Origin of the sequence: Vibrio sp. D401a, from assembly GCF_030248515.1 — a bacterium.
In the GTDB taxonomy this organism is placed as follows: Bacteria; Pseudomonadota; Gammaproteobacteria; order Enterobacterales; family Vibrionaceae; genus Vibrio; species Vibrio rotiferianus.
This window is the reverse complement of the sequence record NZ_JAHGAI010000043.1, coordinates 105,650-130,195: the sequence shown is the minus strand read 5'-3', so window position 1 is coordinate 130,195 and position 24,546 is coordinate 105,650. Positions and strand designations below refer to the sequence as shown.

At 44.6% G+C, this 24,546-nt stretch carries 27 protein-coding genes; 16 read left to right on the top strand and 11 right to left on the bottom strand.

Annotated features, from left to right (window positions below):
- Window positions 1–39 precede the first annotated feature (39 nt).
- Window positions 40–939 carry a DMT family transporter gene (locus tag KIV41_RS18000; protein WP_285337250.1) on the bottom strand — a complete coding sequence of 300 codons (900 nt, stop codon included), beginning with the start codon at window positions 937–939 and terminating at the stop codon, window positions 40–42.
- 149 nt (window positions 940–1,088) lie between these two features.
- Between KIV41_RS18000 and KIV41_RS17995 the strand changes: the two genes are divergently transcribed.
- From KIV41_RS17995 to KIV41_RS17975, 5 genes are all read left to right on the top strand, one after another.
- The gene (locus tag KIV41_RS17995; protein WP_285337248.1) at window positions 1,089–1,541 is read left to right on the top strand and encodes an NUDIX domain-containing protein; all 453 of its coding nucleotides are present in this window, start codon (window positions 1,089–1,091) and stop codon (window positions 1,539–1,541) included.
- Window positions 1,542–1,554: 13 nt separating this feature from the next.
- On the top strand, window positions 1,555–2,115 hold the full coding sequence (locus KIV41_RS17990) for a GNAT family N-acetyltransferase (protein WP_285337247.1): 561 nt from the start codon (window positions 1,555–1,557) through the stop codon (window positions 2,113–2,115).
- Between the two features lie 65 nt (window positions 2,116–2,180).
- The gene (locus KIV41_RS17985) at window positions 2,181–2,591 is read left to right on the top strand and encodes a GNAT family N-acetyltransferase (RefSeq protein ID WP_285337246.1); all 411 of its coding nucleotides are present in this window, start codon (window positions 2,181–2,183) and stop codon (window positions 2,589–2,591) included.
- Window positions 2,592–2,719: 128 nt separating this feature from the next.
- Complete coding sequence (locus KIV41_RS17980; protein WP_285337245.1) at window positions 2,720–4,126, top strand: coniferyl aldehyde dehydrogenase; 1,407 nt, start codon at window positions 2,720–2,722, stop codon at window positions 4,124–4,126.
- 103 nt (window positions 4,127–4,229) lie between these two features.
- Complete coding sequence (locus tag KIV41_RS17975; RefSeq protein WP_045384948.1) at window positions 4,230–5,207, top strand: ribonuclease Z; 978 nt, start codon at window positions 4,230–4,232, stop codon at window positions 5,205–5,207.
- An 87-nt stretch (window positions 5,208–5,294) separates the two neighbouring features.
- Here the strand turns inward: KIV41_RS17975 and KIV41_RS17970 are convergent, their stop codons facing one another.
- Window positions 5,295–5,774 (bottom strand): aminoacyl-tRNA deacylase, encoded by a 480-nt coding sequence (locus KIV41_RS17970; RefSeq protein WP_009699021.1) that lies wholly within the window; start codon window positions 5,772–5,774, stop codon window positions 5,295–5,297.
- A gap of 129 nt (window positions 5,775–5,903) precedes the next feature.
- Between KIV41_RS17970 and KIV41_RS17965 the strand changes: the two genes are divergently transcribed.
- From KIV41_RS17965 to KIV41_RS17955, 3 genes are all read left to right on the top strand, one after another.
- Window positions 5,904–7,445 carry a glutamate synthase-related protein gene (locus KIV41_RS17965; RefSeq protein ID WP_285337243.1) on the top strand — a complete coding sequence of 514 codons (1,542 nt, stop codon included), beginning with the start codon at window positions 5,904–5,906 and terminating at the stop codon, window positions 7,443–7,445.
- Between the two features lie 113 nt (window positions 7,446–7,558).
- Window positions 7,559–8,011: an antitoxin Xre/MbcA/ParS toxin-binding domain-containing protein gene (locus KIV41_RS17960; RefSeq protein ID WP_005426938.1), complete on the top strand. Its 453-nt coding sequence runs from the start codon at window positions 7,559–7,561 to the stop codon at window positions 8,009–8,011.
- A gap of 1 nt (window position 8,012) precedes the next feature.
- The gene (locus KIV41_RS17955; RefSeq protein ID WP_005447071.1) at window positions 8,013–8,483 is read left to right on the top strand and encodes an RES family NAD+ phosphorylase; all 471 of its coding nucleotides are present in this window, start codon (window positions 8,013–8,015) and stop codon (window positions 8,481–8,483) included.
- Between the two features lie 47 nt (window positions 8,484–8,530).
- Here the strand turns inward: KIV41_RS17955 and KIV41_RS17950 are convergent, their stop codons facing one another.
- Window positions 8,531–10,378 (bottom strand): acyltransferase family protein, encoded by a 1,848-nt coding sequence (locus KIV41_RS17950; protein WP_285337326.1) that lies wholly within the window; start codon window positions 10,376–10,378, stop codon window positions 8,531–8,533.
- Between the two features lie 255 nt (window positions 10,379–10,633).
- On the opposite strand from KIV41_RS17950, the gene KIV41_RS17945 reads away from it, so the two are divergent.
- Window positions 10,634–10,909, top strand: coding sequence for a nitrogenase-stabilizing/protective protein NifW (locus tag KIV41_RS17945; RefSeq protein ID WP_005441361.1), 276 nt, complete (start codon window positions 10,634–10,636; stop codon window positions 10,907–10,909).
- Window positions 10,910–11,059: 150 nt separating this feature from the next.
- On the opposite strand, the gene KIV41_RS17940 is transcribed toward KIV41_RS17945, so the two are convergent.
- Together KIV41_RS17940 and gloA are read right to left on the bottom strand one after the other, a co-directional pair.
- On the bottom strand, window positions 11,060–12,160 hold the full coding sequence (locus KIV41_RS17940) for an alkene reductase (protein WP_041052864.1): 1,101 nt from the start codon (window positions 12,158–12,160) through the stop codon (window positions 11,060–11,062).
- A gap of 11 nt (window positions 12,161–12,171) precedes the next feature.
- Complete coding sequence (gene gloA / locus KIV41_RS17935) at window positions 12,172–12,558, bottom strand: lactoylglutathione lyase (protein WP_010452114.1); 387 nt, start codon at window positions 12,556–12,558, stop codon at window positions 12,172–12,174.
- A 254-nt stretch (window positions 12,559–12,812) separates the two neighbouring features.
- Between gloA and KIV41_RS17930 the strand changes: the two genes are divergently transcribed.
- Both KIV41_RS17930 and KIV41_RS17925 read left to right on the top strand, forming a co-directional pair.
- Window positions 12,813–13,214 carry a PaaI family thioesterase gene (locus tag KIV41_RS17930; RefSeq protein WP_285337239.1) on the top strand — a complete coding sequence of 134 codons (402 nt, stop codon included), beginning with the start codon at window positions 12,813–12,815 and terminating at the stop codon, window positions 13,212–13,214.
- 85 nt (window positions 13,215–13,299) lie between these two features.
- Window positions 13,300–13,770: a GNAT family N-acetyltransferase gene (locus tag KIV41_RS17925; RefSeq protein WP_285337238.1), complete on the top strand. Its 471-nt coding sequence runs from the start codon at window positions 13,300–13,302 to the stop codon at window positions 13,768–13,770.
- A 39-nt stretch (window positions 13,771–13,809) separates the two neighbouring features.
- Here KIV41_RS17925 and KIV41_RS17920 read toward each other — a convergent pair whose 3' ends face one another.
- Window positions 13,810–14,247: a DUF417 family protein gene (locus tag KIV41_RS17920; protein WP_285337236.1), complete on the bottom strand. Its 438-nt coding sequence runs from the start codon at window positions 14,245–14,247 to the stop codon at window positions 13,810–13,812.
- A gap of 147 nt (window positions 14,248–14,394) precedes the next feature.
- Here KIV41_RS17920 and KIV41_RS17915 point away from each other — a divergent pair, with 147 nt between their 5' ends.
- Complete coding sequence (locus KIV41_RS17915; protein ID WP_285337234.1) at window positions 14,395–14,955, top strand: phosphohydrolase; 561 nt, start codon at window positions 14,395–14,397, stop codon at window positions 14,953–14,955.
- 133 nt (window positions 14,956–15,088) lie between these two features.
- Here the strand turns inward: KIV41_RS17915 and KIV41_RS17910 are convergent, their stop codons facing one another.
- The 3 genes from KIV41_RS17910 to KIV41_RS17900 all read right to left on the bottom strand — a co-directional run bounded on the left by KIV41_RS17910 (window position 15,089) and on the right by KIV41_RS17900 (window position 17,789).
- Window positions 15,089–16,090 carry an NADH:flavin oxidoreductase gene (locus tag KIV41_RS17910; RefSeq protein ID WP_285337232.1) on the bottom strand — a complete coding sequence of 334 codons (1,002 nt, stop codon included), beginning with the start codon at window positions 16,088–16,090 and terminating at the stop codon, window positions 15,089–15,091.
- Window positions 16,091–16,250: 160 nt separating this feature from the next.
- Window positions 16,251–16,943 (bottom strand): SDR family oxidoreductase, encoded by a 693-nt coding sequence (locus tag KIV41_RS17905; RefSeq protein WP_285337231.1) that lies wholly within the window; start codon window positions 16,941–16,943, stop codon window positions 16,251–16,253.
- A 147-nt stretch (window positions 16,944–17,090) separates the two neighbouring features.
- Window positions 17,091–17,789: an IclR family transcriptional regulator gene (locus KIV41_RS17900; RefSeq protein ID WP_285337230.1), complete on the bottom strand. Its 699-nt coding sequence runs from the start codon at window positions 17,787–17,789 to the stop codon at window positions 17,091–17,093.
- Window positions 17,790–18,205: 416 nt separating this feature from the next.
- Between KIV41_RS17900 and KIV41_RS17895 the strand changes: the two genes are divergently transcribed.
- The 4 genes from KIV41_RS17895 (at window position 18,206) to KIV41_RS17880 (ending at window position 22,363) form a co-directional block, all read left to right on the top strand.
- Window positions 18,206–19,525 carry a peptidoglycan DD-metalloendopeptidase family protein gene (locus KIV41_RS17895; RefSeq protein ID WP_285337229.1) on the top strand — a complete coding sequence of 440 codons (1,320 nt, stop codon included), beginning with the start codon at window positions 18,206–18,208 and terminating at the stop codon, window positions 19,523–19,525.
- A 176-nt stretch (window positions 19,526–19,701) separates the two neighbouring features.
- Window positions 19,702–20,580: a helix-turn-helix transcriptional regulator gene (locus KIV41_RS17890; protein WP_373417616.1), complete on the top strand. Its 879-nt coding sequence runs from the start codon at window positions 19,702–19,704 to the stop codon at window positions 20,578–20,580.
- Window positions 20,581–20,703: 123 nt separating this feature from the next.
- Window positions 20,704–21,561: a hypothetical protein gene (locus KIV41_RS17885; protein ID WP_285337227.1), complete on the top strand. Its 858-nt coding sequence runs from the start codon at window positions 20,704–20,706 to the stop codon at window positions 21,559–21,561.
- A 241-nt stretch (window positions 21,562–21,802) separates the two neighbouring features.
- Complete coding sequence (locus KIV41_RS17880; protein WP_138943371.1) at window positions 21,803–22,363, top strand: fasciclin domain-containing protein; 561 nt, start codon at window positions 21,803–21,805, stop codon at window positions 22,361–22,363.
- Between the two features lie 48 nt (window positions 22,364–22,411).
- Here the strand turns inward: KIV41_RS17880 and KIV41_RS17875 are convergent, their stop codons facing one another.
- Window positions 22,412–23,026 (bottom strand): GNAT family N-acetyltransferase, encoded by a 615-nt coding sequence (locus KIV41_RS17875; protein ID WP_285337225.1) that lies wholly within the window; start codon window positions 23,024–23,026, stop codon window positions 22,412–22,414.
- A gap of 88 nt (window positions 23,027–23,114) precedes the next feature.
- On the bottom strand, window positions 23,115–24,533 hold the full coding sequence (locus KIV41_RS17870; RefSeq protein ID WP_285337223.1) for an FAD-dependent oxidoreductase: 1,419 nt from the start codon (window positions 24,531–24,533) through the stop codon (window positions 23,115–23,117).
- Window positions 24,534–24,546 lie beyond the last annotated feature (13 nt).

Here is a 24,546-nt window from a genome sequence, read left to right as displayed (position 1 = left end):
GTTTTTCGATCAAACGAAACGTAAGTAGAAGGGCGATTGCTATCGTGTTACAAACGGCAACTTAAGATGCTGACCAAATACGTTGATCAGCGCGCCTGTTACGATTAATGCGCCACCTAAGTATGTCCACGCCGAAGGTAATTCACCAAAGAAAATGATGCCCAAAACGACAGAGAAAATGATCTGTACATAAGAGTAGGCCGATGCTTTGCCTGCTTCTTGGGTTTGCATTGCTTTCGTGAGACCCAGTTGTCCTATTTGCGTAAAGACGCCGACCAAAACGAGCATCATGGTTAGATACAAATCTGGTATGACGAATTGATCACCAATCAAAAGAATCGATGCAGGCAACGCCACCAACGGGAAGTAAAAAATGATCACGGAGCTGTCTTCGGTCTGGCTTAACTTACGTACGATTACGTACGCGATGGAGCTGCCAAAAGCACCAAAGATAGCAATCATCACACTGAACATGGGTAAGGCATGTTCGGCGTCTGGACCGCTTTCCGGCCTCACCATCACGTATACCCCAAGCAAACATAGAGCGATACAAATAAACGTCGAAGGCTGGATACGTTCTTTAAGGAAGAAAACGGCAAGTAAGGCAGTAAATACAGGGTGGATGTACTGGAAAATGGTCGCTTCAGCTAGTGGTAGCGTTGTAACAGAATAGTACACACACATCAAAGCCATGGTGCCTACAGCGCCTCGCGCGAAAAGGAGAGGTTTATTATTACCCCAAACTGAAATGCCTTTGCGTTTTACATCGAGATAGCTGATCACCAATGAGACCAGTGCCCTTGCTGCTACGATTTCAAATACAGGAATGCCGTGCAAGCTAACATGCTTTACGGTGGCAGACATCAGTGCAAAGCCAAAAGCGGACAGCACCATAAAGCGCACGCCAATGGGAATCATCGAATTGATTGAGTTAGGCATCTTACTGCTCGTTTATTGAGGGAGATCGCACTTTAGCACACTAAACTGGCAAAAAGATCAGCACCTTGTGATTAAGCCCCCTTATCCGCTTGATACAAGGTAGACTGTCCCGTTCTGATTTGAAAACAATAAACCTATAAGGAAAGTGCATGATTCCTATTCAAGCAACGCATGTGTCTGGTGTGGTGATTTCTGAGTTCGACGGCATAAAGAAAATGCTGCTACTAGAGCGAGTGAAAGGTGGTTATTGGTGTCATGTTGCTGGTGGCGTCGAAGGGGGCGAAGCGGGTTGGCAAACCATCGTACGAGAGCTTAAGGAAGAGACACAAATCGAAGATGTAGAGCTCCATAGCGCAGATTTTCTAGAACAGTTTTATGAGGCACACAAGAATCGAATCATGGTCATTCCTTGTTTTGTCTTGTTCTGTAAACCGAATCAAACGGTAACGCTAAATCACGAACATACTGATTATCGTTGGTGTACATTAGAAGAAGCCAAACAGCTCGCGCCATTTGCTAACCAGCACCAGCTCTACGAGCACGTCTGGAAGAACTACGTAGAAAATGAACTCACGCCATTCACTTTGATTAAGCAAAGTTAAATACTGAATCACTATGTATCAAGGTTATGAACAACATAAGGCTCTGCAAATTTCGGAGCGTATTTCCATTGAGCCTTTACTGACTAAGCATGCAGCTATCTTACTCTCGGCGGTTAATGAGAGTCGGGAGAGTTTAGCTCAATACCTACCTTGGACAGATTGGGTTACGAACCGCAGGGAAGCAGTTGCGTATATTTCTCAGCGAATTAATTCAAATGCACTTGATGCCTATTGGTTCGCGTTAAACTTAAATCAAGAGTTCGTAGGAGTGCTTGGCATTAAAGGTGTCGAGACACAAAGCAAAGTGACTGAGATTGGATATTGGTTGGCAGAGAAAGGGCGTGGTCATCAAATTATCGATCTTGTCTTGATGACGTTAGTGCCACTGATTCAAGAGAGAGGCAATGCTAACGTTATCCAGTTCCATTGTATGGAAGACAATATACCAAGCATCAAAATTGCAGAACGTGCTGGTGCGATATTAAAGGAATACGTTGAACATGATTTTGAAACCCTAGATTCTTCTCAACGACTGGGTATTTATGAGCTGGATCTGGCTACAATAAGTAATTGAAAATAGTAGCTTAAAATTCGTTGTGGCGATATAAAGGGATGAGTGAGCTGGAAAGGAAAAGAGCAATGGAAATAAGCATTCATACCATCACTTGGCAAGATGCGATGCCAATTCGCCATCAAGTACTATGGGCAAATAAACCCATCGAACATTGCCAAGTAGAAGGTGACGAGGAAGCGGAGCATTTTGGCGCATTCGTCGACAACGCATTGGTGGGGGTGGCGTCGATATACCGAGATGACAATCAAGCTCGATTGCGCAAGTTTGCCATCTTGCCTGAGTATCAAGGGCAGGGTATTGGTTCGTCCATGATTCGATGTGTGTTAGAAAGCTTTAAGTTTTCACCTGTTGAGTATTTCTGGTGCGATGCGAGAGAATCGGCCTTGGCTTTCTACGAAAAGTTTGGGATGCAAGTTGAAGGTGAGCGCTTCTACAAATCTGACGTTCCTTATTACAAAATGAAGCTTGCGCTTTAACCAAAATAAATCTGAGTTTGAACTCTAATTTCCTTAGTGCGTTAATAGTCAGAATGTTGCCCTTATGTTAACTTTGAATCGTACATAAGTGCGACATTGGCCTTTATCGGGTGCACAAGGAGAAAAACATGAATGCGATCGTCGAAGTTGGTCAACTGCTGCAACAAAAATTGGATAAGCTCAAAGCCGCATACAATGCTGAGCCTTATCCAGTTTTAGAGGTAAGAAAGCAAAAGCTGAACCTTCTTAAGCAGACTATTTTGAATAAGCAGCAAGCGCTGGTGGAAGCTTTAAGCGCCGACTTTGGTTACCGCTCTGAATTTGATACGGCAATGACGGATGTATTGCCGACGGTTGCCCAAATCAATTACACCCTAAAACGCCTCAATAAATGGTGTAAGCCAAGTCGTCGTCATGCAGGTTTGTTGCTTGCGCCTTCTAAAGTCACCGTTGAATACCAACCGGTTGGCGTGGTTGGCATCATCTCTCCTTGGAACTTCCCAGTCATTCTTAGTTTATCGCCATTAGTGACTGCGCTTGCTGCGGGTAACCGAGTGATGATGAAACTTTCCGAATTCACCCCTATGACCAACAAAGTGATTTCTGAGATTTGTCGAGCTTTACCTGAAGATGTTGAAGTCGTAGAAGGCGAAGCGGAAGTTGCTCAAGCGTTCAGCAAGTTGCCATTTGATCATCTGCTGTTTACCGGCTCAACCAATGTTGGTCGCGCGGTTGCTCGTGCTGCAGCGGAAAATTTAACCCCAATTACGTTGGAGCTCGGTGGTAAATCTCCAGTCATCGTGGCGGATGACGCTAACTTGAATAAGGCGGTTGATGCGATTCTATTTGGTAAATGCATCAATGCTGGACAAATCTGTGTTGCACCAGATTATGCCTTTGTACCAGAGGGAAGAATCAACGAGTTTGTCGTGCTGTTCCTACAACGTTTTGAAGCGCTGTACCTCAAAGGCCAGAACGACCAAGGCTTTACTCATATCATCAATCAGCGACAGTACGACCGCTTAAAAGCAGTATTGGAAGATGCCAAAGCCAAGGGCGCAGAAATACATACCGTGTCCGAGACGAGCGCAGAGGGTCGACTATTGTATCCGCATCTAGTGACCAATGTTTCGGAAGAGATGACCATTATGCAGGAAGAGATTTTTGGTCCTCTCATGCCAATCAAGCCCTACCGTGACATTCAAGAGGTCATCGACTACATCAACCAGAATCAACGTCCACTTGCTCTATACATCATGTCAGAAGACAAGAGTGTTATTGATCGAATTACCCGTAATACCCACAGTGGCGGGGTTGGGGTGAATGACACGATTTTGCACGTCGGTGCGGAAGACGCGCCATTTGGTGGTATTGGTGAATCTGGTATCGGTCACTACCATGGCGAGGAAGGTTTTAGAACCTTTAGTCATGCCAAAACTGTTCTAAATACACCAACGTGGTTACCTCGTGTGGGTATGTTGATGGAGCGTCGTGGCATGGCAATAAAAGCATTACAAAAGTTGTTTATGAGGTGAGTCGTACGCTTCGGAACTTCACTCATCAAAGCCGTCGGTAGGACGGCTTTTTCAATTCATGTAAGTTAAAATAATGGTAGTTAATGGAGTATTGAATAGGCATATGGAGCTGTATTTCTTAGGGACGTCTTCTGGAGTTCCAACAAAATCCCGTAATGTTTCTGCGACTGCTTTGCTGGAGAGCAAGGGGAAAGGGTGGTTTCTAGTTGACTGCGGAGAGGCGACTCAACACCAGTTGCTCCACACTCCGTTATCACTTAATTATTTACAAGCCATCTGTATTACTCATATTCACGGTGACCATTGCTATGGCTTACCGGGTTTGCTCGCCAGTGCGGGTATGAATAACCGTAAAGATCCTCTGACGATCATTGCCCCAGAGGGGATTAAACAGTGGCTTGAAGCGACTCAAGCGTTCACCAAACTCTATCTGCCATTTGAACTTCACTTCATCGAAGTAGAGCAGTTTGATTCGATTGAAATTGGTCAGTTTACGATTACCGCAACTGCACTTTCGCATCGCGTTCCTAGCTTTGCTTACTGTTTTGAAGAGTCAACTATTCGAATGTATCCAGACATCGATAAGCTTGAACAATTGAACATACCGAGGGGACCTATCTGGGGAGAACTTGTCCGTGGCAATGATGTCGAGTACCAAGGGCAAACCCTAATGAGTAAGGCGTTTACTAAGCTTGCGCATCCACCGAGAAAAGCGATCATTTGTGGTGATAACGACACCCCAGAGAAGCTCGATAGTCTAATTGAAGGCGCGCATCTGTTGGTACACGAATCAACGTACTCAGAAGCGATGAAAGAGCGAGCGGGAGAAGTTGGTCACGCCTATTCCTCACAAGTCGCCAGTTATGCGCAGGCAAAACAAGTTCCGAGCTTGATTCTCACTCACTTTAGTCTTCGCTATCAATTTAGCCCTGAAGCGGAAGTCTCGATCGAGCAGATCCGGAAAGAAGCTCAAACCGATTACTCTGGTCATCTCTTTCTTGCTCACGATCTCGCGCATTATCGAATTGACAGGGCGGGTTTGGTTGAGGAGGTTAAAGACGCTGAAGATAAGAACGAATAAAGGCTCTTGTCGCGAAAGCAATTTAAAATGAAATCGTCACAACAAGAGCCAACATGTTCTAGATACCGCATTCATTGCAGCGTAAGACTAATGAAATACCTGACTACTAAAGCGTAGAAAACGACTTTCTCCCATCAGTTCACGGAACGCTTCTTTATCCAACTTAATCAAGGTTTCGTGATCGCCTGCTTCCAAATACACATGCTCTAAATTGGCGAGCATTTCATCGCAAATGGTTGCCATGTGATAAGCGCTACCCACTGGAGGTATTGCACCGTTATCGCAATCGGTAAACAAACGATAGACTTCTCTTTCTTTGATTAAATGGAAAGAGGCGTTGAGCTCGTCATTCAATCGAGACAAGCTGATTTTATTATTCGCAGGCAAGACAGCCATCATATGACGACCTTGGTGATCTTCCAAAATCACGCCTTTTGCCAAGTTATTGAGAGGGATACCCGCTGCAACACCGCTTTGCAGCGAACTATTACTATGACTGTGGTTCACGGTTTGAAAGTGAATATGGTGCTCAGTCAAATAGTGGTCGAGCCGAGTTGACATGGTCATGTTAGCCTCCAGAGTGTTGAGACCCACATAAAGTATAGGTAAATCTCTATTCCCCTGACGCTTTACTTGAGCTGTTCTACGCTTACTGAAAGCCAACCACAGAGTATGGCATTGAAAAAGGGAAGCAAAATGAGCAAACCAGTAATAGCGGATAACAAACCCATCAAAGTTGAGCTTGTGCAAGGACAAGAATATTACTTTTGTCGATGCGGGCGATCGAAGAACCAACCTTATTGTGATGGCTCCCACGCCGGAACCGATTATAAACCCATGAGCTTTGTCGCTGAGAAGGATGAGGATGCGTATCTGTGTCAGTGTAAGCACACCGCAAATGCGCCTTTCTGCGATGGTACGCATAAGCAGTTTACCTCTGAGCAAGTGGGACAAGAAGGTCCGGGTATCCAGGCAGGAAATAACGAGATCCCGATTGCAGTGGCGACGCAAGAAGAACCCACGGTTGAGTTTATTCACCAATTGGCAAGAGAAGGGCTATCAAAGTTAGGGCACCATGGACCGATGACGGCGATGGGTGTGCCGAGAGACCAATTGCCACATTGGGATGACCTGCAAATGATGGTCGCACAAATGGCAACCAAACCTCTGATGGAGGATGTGCCAGTCAAAACCGAATTGGTAATTGGTCCAAAAGCGAAGAAGCCGCTGGTGCTAAAAATTCCGTTGTTTGTCTCTGACATGAGCTTTGGCGCGTTATCAGAAGAAGCCAAAATCTCACTCGCGAAAGGTGCGGAGTTAGCTGGAACCGGAATTTGCTCTGGAGAAGGTGGCATGCTGCCAGAAGAACAAGCGGCGAACTCCCGTTATTTCTATGAACTGGCGAGTGCGCAGTTTGGTTATGACGAATCTAAGTTGCTCAATGTTCAAGCTTTCCACTTTAAAGGTGGGCAGGGAGCAAAAACAGGGACTGGTGGTCATCTACCAGCCAATAAAAATGTGGGCAAAATATCGCAAGTGCGTGGTATTCCCGAAGGGCAATCTGCGATTTCACCACCGACGTTTAAAGATCTGCATACCGCAGAAGATTTTAAAAAGTTTGCAGATCGGGTACGTGAAGTGACAGGTGGTATCCCGATAGGCTTCAAGCTCAGTGCAAACCATATCGAAGAAGATATTCAGTTCGCACTTGATGCCAGTGCGGACTACATCATTTTGGATGGTCGTGGAGGTGGCACGGGCGCAGCGCCTGCTATGTTCCGTGATCATATCAGCGTGCCAACCATTCCCGCTCTCGCTAGAGCAAGACGCTATCTGGATGCCCAAGGTGTGAGTGACCGTGTCACGTTAATTGTCACGGGTGGACTGCGTGTTCCAATGGACTTTGTAAAAGCGATGGCGCTCGGGGCAGATGGCGTTGCGATTTCTAACAGTGCGATGCAGTCGATAGGTTGTGTAGCCGCGAGAATGTGCAATACCAACAATTGTCCAGCAGGCATTGCAACGCAAAAAGCCGATTTAAGACAGCGGTTGAATGTGGATAAAGCGTCGGGTCAATTGAAGAACTTCTTTGAAGCCTCGGTTGAGTTGATGCAAGTGATGGCAAGAGCGTGTGGACACGATGATCTCAGCAAGTTTAATCAACACGACCTCGCCACTTGGAATCGCGATATGGCGTTGCTTTCTGGGGTGAAATACGCAGGCGTAGACAAGCCTTAACGTTTCTCTTGCTCTGATTAGCGCCTGTTTTACTGTGGCTGCAATTTGTGCGATTGATAATTGAGCTCATATGGACCATAATATTAAGACCATTTGGTCTATAGGAGCTCAGTATGGCAACGGCAACATTAAAAAGCTTTAAACCGAAGCTGCCTCATAAGGCAAACTTCTGGTTTATGCTGGGCATTGAAGATGCCGAAACCGGTCGTACCGATGCGGTTCATAAAGGCTTTGAGCCAAAGGTATACCGTAATATCGTCGAGCGTGTGAAGCTTTCTCAAAGCGAATTCCAACACGTCACATTGATCCCGGTGAGCACCATCAAACGTCGACTCAAAAACGAAGAGCGCTTCAACACGCAAGAGAGTGATGCCATCTATCGTTTAGCGATGCTACTTAAGCTAGCAACAGAACTGTTTGATGATGAAGAACGCGCACTAGGTTGGATGCGTGAGAATGTTTACGGTTTGGGTGGCAAGCGCCCACTAGACATGGTGTCAACCACGGTTGATTTTGAAATCGTCAAAGATTTGATTGGACGACTAGAGCACGGGGTATTCTCGTAATATGAAGCTCTATCGACTGACTCAAAAGAAGTTCTCTGAGTCTCCATTTAGCCCAATCGGTGCCAAGCTATACGGTGGGCGATGGAACTCGAAAGGAACCGAAGCACTGTACTTTTCTCAATCCGAATCTCTTTGCTCGTTAGAAGTTTTCGTTCATGTAAACAACGATCCGGCGATCACCAAGCTTTACGATTTGTATCGTATCGAGATGCCAGAGTACTTAATTGCTGCACTGGATGAAGAAGACTTACCAGTCACTTGGCGCTCCATTCCTGCTAGTGAATCCACACAATACATCGGCGACCAGTTTCTCAACGATCCACATCCTGAGTTTGCTGCACTGCAAGTACCTTCGACAATTTCTCCTCGTGACAACAACTACGTCGTCAATCCAAACCATCCCAAGATGAAAGACATCCTGAAGAAAGCAGAGAAGCTTGATTTTGCTTTCGACCCGCGAATCTTCAAATGAAAAAGCTCAGCGTTTGGATTAGCGCTGAGCTCTCTTTTGTCATTGGGTTAATGCTGAGCAGTCAGTTGTTGATTGTCACTCAACTCCTTCTGATAGCTACTCAATACAATTTCTGCGCCTTTGTAAGAGAGGTGGCTTGAATCGGTGTACATGGCATTGTTGCTGCCCACTTTCATTGCGCATTTACCCTCTTGGCAGATGTAGTTAGTAAGGTCGACAAACTCCACATGTTCAAATTGGTCAAAGTACGCTGCCAGCGTCGCTACATGATGCGGGTGTGACTGCTTCGGCGAAAAGTCACATTCATTGCCTGTGTTGTCACCAAACAATTGCGCTTTCCATAAGCATTCGCCAATAGCATGCGGTGCAGAGGGTGTTGGACCAAAGACAACGATTTCTCTGTCTTCTAACTCGTTCAATAGATGGGTGAGCGAAGCTTGGTAGTCTTGCTTAGAGAGCTCTTTATTGAAGTTAGAAGAAATCACCACGCGTCGAATTGAAGGCGTATTCTGAATGGTTTCTACTGCATCGGTGAAGAAGCTTCGACACGATAGATTATTGACTCCTGCAATCACGTCGACATAACCCACCGCACAAGAATCTTGCGTAAGCTGGACAACTCCCGTAGGTGTGTCATTCGAGAGCTGCTGAACAAAGACCATGCTGTGGCTGTTACCCAATACTGCGACAGTAGGCTCTGAAGATGATGAACAAGTGTCGTTGATGGTTGTATTACCATTACATGCAATGCCGTAGCCATTGTTTACACGCATGGCTTCAAAAAATGCGCTACGGTCGGGAAAGCCTCCGTTTTTATGACCGACGACACCAAAAGCAAGCAGCGGCAGGGTGATTAACACAAGTGAGGCAGCAAGTGTGCTCATGCCGATTTTTCTGCGGCTACGGAAAGGCTTTTCAACAAAGCGCCAAGTTAGGTAAGAAAAGACAAATAGAGCGACAAGATAAAACGCTAGGCTGAACTCTTGTCCTGCGGTCAGCACATATCGATAAAAAACCAGCAATGGTATGTGCCACAAATAAAGGCTGTAGCTGATCAACCCAACAAAAACCACCGATTTGAGACTTAGAGCTTTACCCAGCGTGTTGTCTTTGGATGAGAACAAGATGATAAGTGCGGTGCCAATCACAGGGATTAACAGCATGAGCCCAGCGCCATCTTTTGATTTATCAAACAACAAAGCAGAGGCGAGAACTAGGGTTAAACCAATCATTGCGAGGGTGTTGTTGGGTTTGATAACGGTCTTGCGCATCACTAGGGCAATCAGAGAGCCCGCCGCCAGTTCCCACGCACGAGAGAAAATCATGTAAAAGGCGAAATCAGGATCACCACTGACGTACCAAATAGTCATCAGGCTTAGTGCAAACACCGCAATGAAGAAGGTGAGGTAAGACATGAGCTTGCCACGTGCCAGAAGCATGAGCAGAAGAGGGATGACAATGTAGTATTGTTCTTCTACACCTAAGCTCCAAGTATGAAAGAGTGGATTGGCTTGTTCTTCCAGCCCAAAATAATTGTGCCCTTTGAGGTAAAGCAAAACATTAGAAGCGGACAGAATGGAAGACACAGAAAACTCGCCCACCTCTTTGTGTGCATGTGGAAGGAACAACCACCAAGAGAGTAGGTAACATACTGCAATAACCAGCAGCAGTAAGGGCAGAATCCTACGAATACGGCGCTCGTAGAAATCAGCAAGGCTGAATTGGTTCTTATCCAAATCGTTTATCACAATTGTGGTAATTAAATAGCCACTGATCACGAAGAACACGTCTACGCCAATAAAGCCACCAGCGAACGCTTCGATGTCTGCGTGGAAGAAGATCACCAATATGACGGCAATCGCTCTTAATCCATCTATTTCTGCTCGGTAAGTCATCATCATCTCTCCCTAGTCAACAAACTCACTAACGCAAAATGCGCACCAAAAATTAGGCTCATAAAATCAGTGAGTTAAAAACTATTCTGAAGGTGAGAAGAGTTTTGCAGGATGACTTCTTATATTGATTTTCATTTTGAAAATTTAAAACTCAGCGGTTTCTAGCAAAATGACGTGCTACGGATGTAAATCAAAGAACGGTTGAACGGAAGTTTTTATACTGAAAGCCAAGTGAACAAACTCAGAAACGAGGCTATGAGCCAAAACGATATTCAAGCCAAGATTGCCAGCTTTACTTGTATCGAAGAAGCTTTGGATTACTTCGATATTGGTTTTGACAGCCGCTTTATTGATAAACACAGAGTGGAATTAGTGAAGCGCTTCAATGGCTATTTGATTCTGACTAAGCCTGAAGATTGGTTTGCGGCTCGCCGTGCATTAAAGAACGCATACTGCAAAGTGCAGCGAAGTTTGTTGGATAAAACCACACGCTCGGCTTGTCGTGGTTGCACTTCTTGTCAGCGTCGTTAGAACGCATTTCAATACCCAAGCCATAATGTCTGATAACACTGGGCGCTAAAAAAGAAACCCCCGCAGATGCATTCAAACTCATCTGCGGGGTTTTTGTCTATTCAACTTGCCTATTCAAATAAGTCGGCTGAACTAGGCAAGCTCAACGGTTTAGTTTGCTTGGTAAGTCGGGTAATCCAACAGACCTTTTTCGTTACCACCAAACAGCGTCGCAGGATCGTGAGCCGCTAACGGGTAATCGTTCTTGATACGGTTCGGTAGGTCAGGGTTCGCGATGAACGGACGACCAAAGCCAACCATATCTGCCAAGCCACTTTCTAGAGCTTCAGCTGCTTTCTCTGTGTTGTAGCGACCAGCATAAATGATGGTGCCTTTGTAAGCTTCACGAACGGCTGTTTTGAACTCAGCAGGCGTATCTGGTGCGTCATCCCAGTCTACTTCTGCAATGTGCATGTAAACAACGTTTAGCTTATCAAGCAGTGCCGCAGCAGCTGTGTAAGTTTCTACTGGTGTTTTATCTACAGTACCGTTTAGTGACGTAAACGGAGCAAGACGAACACCAACGCGATCAGCACCAATCGCTTGAGTCATCGCTTCAACCACTTCACCCAAAAAACGTAGACGGTTTTCAACTGAACCACCGTATTCATCTGTACGGTTGTTTGCTTCAGAATCGATGAACTGGTTTACAAGGTAGCCGTTTGCTGCGTGCAGCTCGATGCCATCAAAGCCCGCTTCAATCGCATTCAATGCCGCTTGACGGTACTCTTCAATAACCACTTTGATGTCTTCTTTCGTCATCTCACGCGGTTCTACCACGTCAACGAAACCAGGTTCATCCGTGCCGTTATCGATAAACACTTTCACGTTTTCTGCTTTTAGTGCAGAAGAAGAAATTGGTTGTTCACCACCGATGTTGTCAGGGTGAGTTACACGGCCTACGTGCCAAAGCTGAGCGAAGATCGCGCCGTCTTTTGCATGTACTGCGTCAGTGACTTTTTTCCAACCTGCGATTTGTTCTTGGCTGTAAATACCCGGAGTCCAAGCGTAACCTTGACCCATAGGTGAAATCTGTGTGCCTTCTGCAACAATCAAACCCGCAGATGCGCGCTGTGCATAGTACTCAGCCATCATGTCGTTTGCTACATTGCCAGGTTGGCTTGCACGAGAGCGAGTCATTGGTGGCATAACGATACGGTTCTGAAGCGTTAGAGAACCAAGTTGTACAGGTTGAAACAATGTATCTTTCATGACTAACCTCGTTATTTGCTTGTTTGAATCAATTCGATTTGGTAACCGTCAGGGTCTTTAATGAATGCGATATGAGTTTCACCGCCTTTCATTGGACCAGGTTCACGAGTGACATTGCCACCAAGTGCTTTGATTTTGTCGCATGCAGCGTAAATATCTTCACAACCCAATGCCATGTGACCGAACGCGTTACCTAGGTCATAGCTATCTGTGTCCCAGTTGTAAGTCAGTTCAATCGTCGCGCTTCCTGGTTGGTCTGCGTTACCGACAAACACAAGTGTGTAGCGGTATTCTGTGTTTTCGAAGCGATCAAGCTCGCTCATACCAAGAACTTTGGTGTAAAACTCAATGGACTTATCTAGATCAGCAACGCGGATCATAGTGTGAAGAAATTTCATATTTAACCTTCTTATCTCGGCTTGTTAGCTATCGTTGGAGTGACAGAGCCATCTCAACAAGCAACCTTGTTGAAGCTAAAGATAAAGTGAAGGTAATGAAACGTAAAATTATCGTTGATTATAATTTTAATAATGTATTTTTATAGAGGCGTGATTTACTTGACGTGTAAGAACAGTGTCAATTGGAAACAATGTTTACAGAGAGCTCATTGAAAGGTAATTGGCATATGCTAATAACTTTTAAGGACGATCTTATGTGTGAAACATTAACCTCCCATCACTATTGCGCAGTATGTTCCAAAGGGAACCCTTACTCATTAGGGGTGGAATACCAAACTCAAGATAAAAACAGCGTAGTCGCATCATTTATAGTAAACGAACATCACCAAGGTTATAGCGGTTTACTGCATGGCGGCATTGCAACATGCTTGGTGGATGGTGCAATGACTCATTGTTTGCTAGCAAATGGAGTGAAGGCGTTGACCGCTCAATTAGAAATGCGCTTTCATGCACCCATTAAGGTCAGTGAAGAGCTACGTGTCACTGCAAGCATCGTGAAAGAAACAAGAGGCATTTTCCATTTGGTTGCATGCTTAGAAGTCGGTGATGAAACTCGAGTATCTGCAACGGCCAAGTTTGTTCGCCCCAAGCCTTAGATGACGGCTAATATCAAATTTTTGGCCGAAAGCGTGAGCGATAGAGTTGAGATTGTGGCAACGTAAAAGTAGCAAAGGAGGCAGAATGTTAGAAATTAGACGCTTTGAAAGTGGTGATGAAGAAACATTGAGAACGCTTTTCTACTATACGGTCAGAAAAATATGTATAAACGATTATACGGACGCACAGGTAAGCGCTTGGGCACCAAACATCTATGTAGCTGAAGACTGGAACAAGAAAATAGCGTTATTAAATCCATTTGTCGTGTTACTTGATGGACAAGTTGTTGGGTATGCAGATTTACAACCAGATGGATATGTCGATCACTTCTTTTGTCACTGGCAACATCAAGGGAAGGGAGTTGGCACAGCGTTGATGCAGCAGCTAATCGCAGAGGGTGAGCGAAACTTCAACCATCGCTTATACGCTAATGTCAGCTTAACCGCAAAACCGTTTTTCGAACGTCACGGATTCATTGTAGCTAAGCAGCAGTCAGTAGATATCAGAGGGCAAACGCTGACTAACTTTTTAATGGAAAAGGAGCTTAATAAATAGAGGAATTACTATGATTCCTCTATTTATCACGAGCCAATATTATCTGTTCTTTTCAATTACACTAATTGAGATTGACAGAAATAATATATCTTTTACTAAGAAGAAGTTCGTTATTAAAATTCCATCAGACACTTTCCAAGTATTTGGTGTTGTGATCAGGAAGCTAAGTGTAGATAGAAAAATTACGGTAGCAAAAACACCTGAAAAGAAGCCGACCTTTCGATTTTTTAAACCTACTACCAATCCAATAGCGACAATGATTTCCACAGCACCAATAAGGTTTGATACGGCTTGCACGGATATGACGGAGTACAACCACCTCATGGCAGGATGATTCTCTACTAATGGTTTAATGAGGTCTGCTTCAGTCGGAGTAAACTTGTATATACCGATCCAAGCTAATACCAATGCTACTCCCAGAACCCCAAGACTATAGCCAATATTTCGTTCGCTAACAGCAGTCATGTTTTTTTGCATAAATGTGCTCCATTAATAAGTTACTTGGAGGAGACCTCTTTGCATAAAGTAAAATTTCAAAGATAATGAATGTTTTTAAAGAAAGTTCTTCGGCATCTGTACAGAGCGGCTGCTATTCTTGTTATTGAAAAGTAATAGGGGGGCAGCATGGAAAATATCGAAATTAAATTGGAGCGTCCACGCGTCGAATTGCTGTTTGCCAAATATAAAGATCAAATCGGAGATGACTTTCCGGGCTATCGTAATCATGTTTATCGAACCATCACTTATGCGATGCATTTCCTCGGTAATGATGAGCAATACGAGCAGTTAGTTGAAACGGCATTTGTTTATCATGACATTGGTTTGTGGACTGACCATGAATTGGCTTATCTCGAACCCTCTGAAGCCGTGGCATTGGCAGATAATGAACACTTTGACTGGGGGGTAGATCCTGATGCTTTGCGCGGTGCTATTCATTGGCACCATAAGATTTCGCCGTATAAAGGGCCGCACCAGAAAGTCATCGAAGCATGCCGAAAAGCAGACTGGATTGATGCAACCAAAGGCAGCGTTCGTAAGGGGTTGAGTAAAGAAGTCATTGCAGAAGTGGAAGCGGCATTTCCAAACTTGGGCTTTCATGACACTCTGCTGCGCCTTGCAAAAGACTATGGTGGTTCAACGCTTGTAGGTGGCGTTAAAGTGACGTTGGGTATCGTTAAGTGGTAATTCGTCTTCTGCCTTAACCGTGAGTAAATATAAGCACGAAAATATAGATAACCAAAAAACAGAAACAACCCGAAAACAAAAATGCCGAGGTGATGCAGTTCACTTCGGCATTTGTTTTTTTTGAATAGGGAGGCTATGCGCTGACTTCTTGCTGCATGATTTGTTGATTGAAAGCGAGAGGGTCTTTCAAGATGGCACGCCCAACAGCTGCCAAATCGAGCCAACCGTTGTTTACGGCTTGGTCGATGTACTCTGCGCTTTCAATTCCACCAACACCAATGATAGGAACACCCAAGTCCGCTTGCTTGAGGAAGGTGGACTCTGATACCAGATAGCCTTCGCCGCGGCGATCTTTAGGACGATTCCAACCACCAATGCCAGATGACACATCAATGATGTCCATGCCTGCTTTAATCAGCAACTGGCACACTTCTACCATGTCTTCTTGGGTTAATCCTTCTGGGTAAAGGTCTTGACCGGGGATTCGCACCATCACCCCAATGTTGCTATTGGCTTTGATTGCTTCGATGATCTCGACCACCAAACGAGTGCGGTTTTCTAATGAGCCACCGTATTGATCATCACGTTGGTTTGTTACTGGAGAAAGAACTTGGTTCAAGCCATAACCGTGGGCACAGTGCAGTTCGACAAAATCAAACCCAGCCTTGTCGGCACGAAGCGCAGCATCGATAAAGTTCTGACGCCAAACAAGCATGTCTTCCAATGTCATTGCTTTTGGTTGTGGTAGCACGCGATCGTAAGCGGGAACGGTTATGCCGGAAGGTCCAATTAAATCAGGGCATACCTCTAACTGTGCTTTACCGCCGCAATGTGTGATTTGAAAGCCTGCTTTTGCACCGCGAGCATGAATGACTTTTGCGATCGCTTGCATTCCCTCGATGCAGTCATCGCTGTGTGCACCTAACTGGTTCGGTTCACTTCGGCCGGTAAAATCCACAAAGCTGTATTCCACCATCACAAGACCTGCACCCGATTGCGCCAGTTTGTCATAGTGTTGAATAGTGGTTTGGGTGGCAATGCCATCGGTTGTCGCGGTTTGAGAGGCCATCGGTGGCACAACCAAACGGTTGTTGAGTTGGTGTTTCGCGACGTTCAATGGAGTAAAGCGAGTCATACGATCCCTCGTGTTCTGTTTGTTAAGGTGGCTATTCTAAGTCAGATATTTTTATTGATTAAGTTAAAACTAAGAATTTGTCGTTCAGGCTTATAATCAAAAAGCAGCTAATTTAAGCTGCTTTTCAATAGGTTGTGTTACGTGGAGATTCTTTTTCAGATCACCATTCAATGCTTGAACCATCGAATACTCGGAAGCTGCCAGATTCTTCCAGCGTTAAGTTTGACGCAACATTAATAATGCCAGACACACTTTGCTCTGGGGTAAAGGTCGCGTCTTTGCCACCCATGTCGGTTTGTACCCAGCCTGGATGAATCGCCAATGTTTTCACTCCTTTCTCGCGTAGGTTTTGCGCTGCTGATACCAGAATTTGGTTCAGTGCCGCTTTAGACGTACGGTAGCTGTACATATTGCCTGAGCTGTTATCACCAAGGCTCGCGACGCGAGTCGAGATACCGACGATGGTTTTGAGTTCACTAGCTGCAACGTTGTCTTGTAACGCTTGGATAAGTAGAGCAGGAGCAACGGTATTGATGGTTAGCACTTCTAGCCATTTAGCTTGTGTCATTTCACCGAGTTTTGCGCAAGCGTCACCAAGCACGCCTGCATTTAATATCAAGTGGTCGATAGGGCGGCCATTCAGACTGTCTGCCAGCGCATTGATGTCGGATTCTTTTGTTACATCGAGCGTTAATGGCTCAATGTTGTCGTTATTTTTTGCTAGTTCATTCAGTGCATTTGCTGATTCTGGCGCGCGACAGGCGGCCAGCACATGCCAACCTTTGTTTGCGTATTGACGAACAAACTCCAAACCAAGACCACGATTTGCGCCCGTGATTAAAACAGTAGACATAGGGGACTCCTAAACATTCATTGAGTATGTGGTGAGTTTAAGAGTGAACCGGAACAAAATGCGTCATAAAGGGAACAAACACAGCAAGATTCGACAATGTCGAATTCAATAAGCTCAGTGGTTATTATTCCGAGGATAGGAGGCGTGTTAGCGTTTCAAAAAGACGGACGCAAAATGAATTAAACGCTGCTGGTTTAGTTCTTTTGTATGACCGCTAACACCCGCGACGGCAACGAGCTCTCCCTCAAGATAGAGCGGGATGGCAAGGCAGTTTAAGTTCGGTTCCGCTTCTTCTAAGTCCAACGCATAACCATTGTCGGCAACCACGTTCAGTTCTTTCTCTAACGACGGGGAGAGTTGGTCTTGCAAGCGCAAGCGTCGTCGGAGTTCCTCATCAAAGGCCAAAAAGACTTTACCAATTGCAGAGGTAGTTAGCCCCTCACGTTTGCCGCGTGGGCTGCGGATCGTTAGTGGGTTATCTCGTTCGATGGCATCCAGATAAAGGTATTCCTGCGCGCCACTTTGAACAGCAAGATAGGCGGTGTTATCTGTCAACTGTGCCATCTTCTTCAAAAGAGAAGCAAAGTGCCGACGAATCGATTCGTCCTTTTGCTCAAGTGACTTGGAGAGATTACGAAATCGCAGTCCCAATGTGTAGCCCTGTTTTACTCGAGAAACGTATCCCAACTCACTCATGGTCGCGAGTAAACCGTGCACCGTGGTTTTATTAAGCACGACAGCTTCACTGACTTGCTGTAATGACATAGGCGCATTATGTAAAGAAAGCGCTTCTAGAATGGTAAAGCTTCGCTCAACGGATTGAATTCTTTTGGGTTCTTTGGGCACGTTTTTACTCGGATAACGATGTGAGAAATATGAAGGAATAAAACCTGAGAATAGCTTCTCTTGTTAAATTAGAAAAGCCCCACGATCTGTCCATCGTTGGGCTTGTAAGTATTAGAAACTTTGGTTGCTCTTTTATCTTAGTTAGGCTTTAACAGAGTTGAGCCTCAACCATCGAGATCTAAATGAACAACCTAATCGTGTCTAGATGTGTTCCATATTCGGGCAAAACCTCTGTAATAGAAAAACTTACTGAGAGGTAAAAGGAGTTTACCTTTCAGTAAGGTTTATTTAAGCAAAATAGGCGCTTAGCGAGACTAGAAAAGCTTAGAAACAAAGTTCTCAAATACGCAATGTTTAAATTTTGAGACTTAGATGTTATAACATAACAATTATTGTTTCCGATTATCCCAAGTACTATGAAGTTTGTTCGTTATTCACTCATTGGTGTTGCAGCTACTGCATTCTCTCTCGCAGCTTACCTCACCTACCAAGCAGAAACGAAACCAGAAGAAATCACCATTAAGGTCACGCCTTATTCCGAGCTAGAGAGCGCTCGCGTACATGAGGCTCAGACAGACGACACGACACCAAGCGCCAAACTGGTAACACAAGATCACGACAACATTGCGCGCATTCACTACTTCGTTAAAGTAGGTGACACACTTAGCACGATCTTCTCCTCATGGGGCGTCCCATACGAAACCACGCAAAAACTGCTTAAAGCTGATATAACTTCACTTAAGCTCGATACCATTAAGCCGGGAGATCATCTTGAGCTTATGGTTGATAGAGACTCCAAGACTTTAAAACAAGTTATTTTTCACGAGAGCCTCGTTGAACGCGCTATCTACACACGAAATGACGATGGCTCGTTTGCCTATAACTTTGTTGAAGAACCTGGTGAATGGCGCGAGGAAATGTACTCAGGTACGATTAACGGTAGCTTCTCTTCTTCTGCCCATCAACAAGGACTAACCACCACCCAGATTGCCAACATCACACGTGTATTGCGCGACAAAGTGAATTTTGCCCGTGAGCTTCGTGCTGGCGACAGTTTTCACGTGTTGGTAAGTCGTCAGTATGTTGATGATCATTTGACGGGCAACACGGAAGTGCAGGGCATTGCAATTAAAATGCATGGTAAAGACGTAGAAGCGTTTTTGGCTCAAGATGGCCGCTTCTATGATCGCGATGGGAACAGTCTAGAACAAGCGTTTAACCGCTACCCAATTGATAAGCAATACCGTCGTATCACTTCGCCATTTAATCCTAACCGAAAACACCCAGTGACGGGACGAATTTCTCCTCATAATGGTACTGACTTCGCGACGCCAGTTGGTGCTCCTGTATATTCAACCGGTGATGGAAAAGTAGTCGCGGTTCGTAACCACCCATACGCGGGCAAGTATCTAGTGGTTGAGCACAATAGTGTCTATAAAACTCGCTACTTGCACCTGAGCCGCTTTTTGGTAAAGAAGGGTGAGCATGTTAAGCGTGGACAGAAGATTGCGCTTTCAGGTGCGACAGGACGTCTAACAGGGCCACACTTGCACTTCGAAGTACTGGTGCGCAACCGCGCGGTCGATGCGATGAAAGCAGATCTTCCATTGGCAAGTTCGATCCCAAGTAACGACAAGCCCGCGTTCTTGGCAAAAGTCTCAGAGTTTGATGATATGGTTGCCACAGAGCAAAGCGCGAGCCACGCAAAACCCGTCGAGGGAAAACAGGTTTCTTAATAGCAATAAACAAAGGCAGGTTTCGGCTTGTCTTTGTTGCTTTTGGAGTTGGGGGAATAGACAAATATTCACGTCCTTAGTCACTACCTAGGTAATGTGATGTGGTAAAGTTTGGTGGCATAATCCGATTTAAATTAGCCAAAATACAAGTAGTAACGAGTGGAGGGTGAATGCAAATACCAATACCAACGGTAGGCTTTGACCATAACAAATCTAATCAAGCGGAGATTGAAGTCTTCGATCTAGAAAGCTTACATGGACAAGAGTACAGAAGTCATTCACCCCAGAAGCCACACCGCATTACTTTCTTTATGATGGTTTATATTGAACAAGGCAGTGGTATGCACATGGTGGACTTTAAACAGTATCCGTTTGAGTCAGGTAGCATTATCTTTGTTCGTCGTGAGCAAGTGCAAGCTTTCGACTTATCGCAAAAGCCTTCCGGTAAAGTGATTCTTTTCACCCAAGCGTTTCTCGACCAAGTGCATGCAAACATGCGCCTACCCAGCTACACACCAACACACTTAAATCAGACTCATTCTCCGGTATTGAACTTAGATGGTGAGACGCGTTTAAGTGCAAAACTGCTTATTGGCGAAGTGATTAAAGAGATGGAAAACAAGCGTTCCGATCCATTGATTGTTATGTATTTGTTCTCATCTTTTGCGTTGATGCTGCATCGTCTGCGTCCTGAAGAGCGCCATGACAAGTTAACCAAAGAGCAGAGCTACAAGCTGGCTCGTTTCTTTGATTTACTCCAAGCCAATTATGAGCGAATTCGTGATGCGAACTGGTACGCGGGGCAGATAGGGTCAACCTACAAAACACTAAATGTGATTTGTAAGTTGGCGACAAACTTAACCGCGAAACAAATGATTGATGCGTTTGTCACGATTGAGATAAAGCGACGCTTGGTTGTCAGTAATGTTACCAGCCAACAGTTAGCTTTTGACTTTGGTTTTGAAGATGCGAGTAATTTTGTTCGATACTTTAAAAATCAGACAGATATGACGCCAAGCCAATTTCAGAAGCAGTACAAAGAACCCCAGTTATGATATTGAATATGAACGTACTTTGGTGTTCATGTTCGATATTGACCATTTTTCGACACGTATTCACACAGACGAGTCTATGATTCATTTTTATTATTATTCCCAAGCCAATAAGAGGAAAATAATATGAATAAATTGACTCGCTTTTTCGCTAGCTCTGTCATCGCATCTACTGTTTTTGCAAGTGTTTCTTTCGCTGTAAACGCCGATGAGTTACCGAATCGAGACAAAGCCGTTGCCGTTATCTCAAGCATAGAAACTGGCGACCAAACGGCTATTTCTTATATCAACCCAAACAAGTACATTCAGCACAACCTTGCTGTTGCAGATGGTTTAGCGGGCTTTGGAGAAGTGATGAAAATGCTGCCGGAAGGCAGTGCTAAAGCAAAAGTAATTCGCACCATTCAAGATGGTGATTACGTTGCCTTGCATACCGAGTACGATTTTTTCGGACCAAAAGCGGGTTTTGATATCTTCCGTTTTGAAGATGGGCTGATCGTTGAGCACTGGGATAACTTACAAGACGTGGCGAAACCAAACCCAAGTGGCCGAACTCAATTTGACGGTGCAACAGAAATCACAGACGTAAATAAAACAGATGAGAATAAAGCCATTGTTTCTGATTTTGTTCAAACCATTCTGATGAAAGGGGACATGTCTCAGATCAGTAAGTTCATCGGTGAGAAAGACAGTGACTACATCCAACACAACGTTGCGGTTGCTGATGGTTTAAGCGGACTGAGCGTTGCGCTAAAGCAATTAGCGGAAGCGGGTATGCCGATGATGTACAGCAAAAATCATTTGATTCTCGGTGAAGGGAACTTCGTGTTATCAGTGAGCGAAGGCCAGTTCATGAACCAACATGTAGCGTTTTATGACTTATTCCGCGTCGACAACGGTAAGATTGTAGAGCATTGGGACACGATTGAGGCGATTCCACCGAAGTCAGAGTGGAAGAATGGTAATGGTAAGTTTGGTTTTTAATAAACCCTTTTCACCTTGTTAAGTTCTACTTAGAAAGAAGCCGTCAATATTAGACGGCTTCGGTGGCTGTTATAATGTAGGAAACTGACGGCATAATAACATCTCAAACTTCTACAAATTAAACTAATTTCATAATGGCAAAAAAGTGCTATCGGTTTCGATTTAAAAAATGATCTCCGGCCTCAAGTCACCCGTAATTCTCGGGTGATAGCGTTTTTAACGCTAAGAAAGGAGACTGATAATGAACACTTTTAAATGCACACTCAAAAGCCTGATCGTAAGTATTGCTCTATTCTCACTATTCAGCACCAGCGCTCTGGCAAAAAAACCTAAATGGGCAGATGAAATAGACGCAAGTATCGTTGAATTCGCCGTTGGGGCATCGGGCGAACCGTTTGATTTTGATGATAATGGTGGTGATTTTGACATCCTAGTTGCTGCGCTCATCGCCACAGGAACCGTTGCTATTTTTGATGGCACTGAGTACACAGTATTCGCGCCTACTGACCAGGCCTTTTACGACCTTACAGGAACGTCGACCGATGCAGACGCATTCAATGCAGCCGTTGACTTGCTCGAAGTAGAAGGCGTGGCAGCGGTACTTGCTTATCATGTGACGCTTGATACTCGCAACTCACGTTCTGTCGTAAGAGCAAAAAAAATAAATATGCTTGATGGCAACACCATCAGTTTTGAAAACGGGTTGATCATGGCAAACAAGTCGGAAGCAGGGTTGGTCGATATTGATAACAAACTGAGCGATGGTATGGTTCATGTAATCGACACAGTGCTACTGCCTTAGATGCAAACTAATATAAAAAGCGACCCTCAAGGGTCGCTTTTTTCCACGCTATGATAATCTAAAGTCTTGAACCTCAGGCCTGATATCTAAGTAGAGGATCATTCCATCAGCAATGCTACACTTTTGTTGAAACTTTGAGTAGGTCTTAAATCTCTTATGCAAAACAAACCCTTGATTAAGATAAAACTTATAGTTGCAGGTTAAATCCGTCCATAAGAAGATTCTCTTGAGTTCATTCGTTCTACAAAACTCGACATAACGTTCCAATAGCAATGATCCGATGCCTCGTCCCCTTAGTTCTACACCCACGATGAATAGATTGATTTCACCGTCAAACATAGCGGCATCTTGCTCTCCTGCGCAGTCATTTTTTAGAAATCCGGAGAAGGCCTTTTTTGCTGACTCTTTTTCACCAAAATTACCAGCAGCAAGGTTTTTGTTCTTCCATTTATTGAGCTTCTTGTCTTTTTTGGCAAATTTGAGTTCTTCTAGGTAAGAGATATTTTCTTTGCTTGCAAAGAGTACGCCCACCACTTTTCCTTGAGGATCGAGAACGACATCAAGGTGGTGATTCCAGTTAAGGCAAGTGGTGAGATAATGTTCGTAGACAATCCGTATATTCGGTACATTGACAAAACCTGAGTGAAGGTTCCATGTAGACATCACAAGATCAACGCATGAGTGGAAATGCGAATCTTGATAAGAGGTAAAGGTAAGGTTTTTCATTGTTTAGTATCGCTTTCTCTACCATTTATTCTTCATCTGATTCAGCTTGCAAGACCGCTTCATGTCCGGACTCAAAAGCCGCTTCAAATGTCGGATAGGACATATAATCTCCCGCGAGGTATACGCCTCTAAAACTCGCTTTTAATTGAACAAGTCTATGAAAGTAGTAAGGGTCGAAAACCGGATAGGCAGCATTGAAACGTGTGATGTCATAACCCTCTATTTTGTTATTGATGTCCGGCACTACCAAAGAGAGCTCACTCGTGACGATATCCAATATCTCTGAGTCCGATAGTGTTAACAGTGACATATCCGATGCGGTTTTCGGTGCTAGGTAGGCGCTCGCTATATACTCATCCACCTTTTTAAGGTCCTGATTATAGTGGCGCTCTACCCATGTTGAATCATATAGGTCAGTCACGTAACCTTTTCCGATGATCGCCATATCGAATGCTTTATTAAACACTGGCTGTTCAGAAAATAGAGCGACGGTTATGTATTGGGAATATTTAACTTGAGATAGCACCGATTTTTGCTCATCAGTCAGTACTGGTTGGGCGATATATTGAGCGATTGGTGCGGGCACTGCTACGATCACTTTGTTGGCCAGTACAGTGTTATTTTTTCCTTTGTGAGAAAAATGAACTTTGTATCCGTTAGGCGTTTTCTCAATGGTTTGAACTGTTGAGCGATACTGGATTTTATCTCCCAACGTGGAGGCGATGGACGTAGCAATGGTAGAAATACCGCTTTGTGTTGTCCACGAACCAGACTGGGAGGATTCTTCTTCAATAAGCTCACTAACGTCGGTTACATCTACGTAATCAAAACTCGCCTCAGGGATAAAGCTTAAGGCTGAGATGTCATCGAGACTTGCTCCGAATAACCCACGAGACATGACGTTATAGCGTAATTGAATAAACGGCGAGATATGGTGTGAATCTAGCCACTGTTTTGCCGTTATTTCGTCCAGTTGACTCAACTTTTGGCGCGAAAGTGATCGAGACTGATTGAGAACATCAATAAAGTGCTGAAACTCTTCTTCACTTGACTCGCTGATGGTGAGGTGGGCGAGTTGTTTGTCTCCGATGTGCATTTCGTTTTGATAGAATGCGATATCCATTGGAGAGGGGATTTCAACCAATGGAATCTTCAGTTTTTGAATGACTTTTGCAAGCTGTCCTTCTGGTTTACCGAGGTATTCCGTCCCTTTCGCATAATGGAAGCTACCTTTGATTCCGGTGTGAGCGATACCGCCAGCACGGTTATTTTTTTCGAGCACGATAAAGTTTTTGTTGAGCTCCTGAAGTTTGTAAGCAGCGGAGAGCCCAGCGGCTCCAGCTCCAACGACTACGTAATCATAGATTTGCTCGTTGGCGTTTACGTTTCCTGCCAATAAAACACTTGTAGCTAAAATCGCTAGCTTTGCTTTTGTATTGCTCATACAACCTTCTTTC